The sequence below is a fragment of the Rhodococcus olei genome (assembly GCF_039540555.1).
Lineage (GTDB): Bacteria > Actinomycetota > Actinomycetes > Mycobacteriales > Mycobacteriaceae > Rhodococcus_G > Rhodococcus_G olei.
Map to the genome: position 1 here is coordinate 1 of NZ_BAABFB010000113.1, position 890 is coordinate 890.

Here is an 890-nt window from a genome sequence, read left to right on the forward strand (position 1 = left end):
GAGTTCGGTGCGCATGTGGTCGGCGATCGACCAGCCGACCAGACGCCGCGAGTGGCAGTCGATGACCGTGGCCAGATACAGGTTGGTGCCGTCGGTGATCGGTAGGTACGTGATGTCACCGACGTACTTTCGGTTGGGTTCATCCGCGGTGAAGTCACGCCCCAGCAGGTCGGCGACCTTCTGATCCGCGGGCTCGGGGATCGTGGTGCGCACCGCGCGGCGGCGCCGGTACCCGACGATGCCGTGTTCGCGCATGACGCGGGCAACCCGTTTGTGGTTGACCCTCTGCTCCGTGGGGACACCGTCGTTGATCTCGGCGGTGATCCTCGGTGCCCCGTAGGTGGTGTCGACGGTGTGCACAGCCCTTATCCGCCCGGCGAGCCGTGCATCGGCCTCTGCCCGCGCCGCTCTCGCGGGTGCAGCCCGCTGCCAGGCGTAGTAGGACGAGCGCTCGATCTCGACGAGCTCGCACAGCCGCTTCACCTCGTAGGTGTCGCAGTGGTCGGCAACGAACTGGAAGCGGCTCACCAGTTCGTCTCCCCTGCGAAATACTTGGCCGCCTGACGCAGAATCTCGCGTTCGGTGGTCAGCTTGGTCTTCTCTGCCCGCAGTGCAGCGTTCTCGGCCTCGAGTCGGGCGATCCTCGCTTCCGGGGTCTCCGGCACACCACCGGGATCGCCCGCACTCGAGCTAGCCCGTGGCGAGCCTGTGGTGACGGCCCCGCCGACGGTCGTTTTCCTACCGGTGCCGTACCGGTCGATCCAGTGTCGCAGGGTGCCGCGCTCGACACCCAGGTCCGCTGCGATCCCGCGGATCGTCGCTTCGGGAGTCGACTCGTACAGGTCAACCGCCTGCCGTCGGAACTCCTCGGAGTAATTCTTCCCTGCCAT

Annotated in this window: 1 pseudogene; it reads right to left on the bottom strand. The window is 66.6% G+C overall.

Annotated elements, in window-relative coordinates:
* Positions 1-890 (bottom strand): annotated as a pseudogene (locus ABD951_RS28555) (IS3 family transposase); the annotation flags it as partial.